The following is a 516-nucleotide window of genomic DNA, read 5'->3' as shown; positions in this document are numbered from 1 at the left end:
CTCGTAGTAGAAGCTGCCCTGGAGCACGCCGCCGAGGAACTCCAGGATCGCGTCGAGCCGCGGTGACTTTCCGGCGGTGGCGATGATCTGGAAGAACCGGCGGTCGAGGCTCCTGCGGCGGGCCTCGTCCTCGGTCGTGGCGATCTCACGGTGCAGCCGGGCCAGTTCCTCGGTCTCCAGCGGCGTGAGTTTGCGGACCGCACGCCGGGTCGTCATCCCGGACACCAGCGCGACGACCTCGTAGTGGTCCTCGATGTCCTCGACGGTGACCTCGGCGACAAAGGCGCCGCGCCGGGGCACGGCGTCCACGAAGCCCTTCTGCGCGAGTTCGATGAGGGCCTCGCGGACCGGGGCCCGGCTGATCCCGAGCGCGTCGGCGACCTCATCCTGATCGATCTTGCTGCGCGGCGGCAGCGCACGAGAGACGATCGCCTCCCGGATGAAGCTGGCCGCCTCGTCCTTGAGGTTGCCGTAGCGCCGCCGACCCGAGGCGAGCAGCCGGATCGCGCTCGGGTC

General features: G+C 70.2%; 1 protein-coding gene. It reads right to left on the bottom strand.

Annotation, left to right across the window (positions count from 1 at the left end):
• Nucleotides 1–516, bottom strand: a 516-nt coding sequence (locus FMEAI12_RS00065; protein ID WP_368672032.1) for a GntR family transcriptional regulator, incomplete at both ends; no start/stop codon positions are given.

It is taken from the genome of Parafrankia sp. Ea1.12 (genome assembly GCF_900465275.1).
Lineage (GTDB): Bacteria > Actinomycetota > Actinomycetes > Frankiales > Frankiaceae > Parafrankia > Parafrankia soli.
This window is presented reverse-complemented; position numbering and strand designations above follow the sequence as displayed.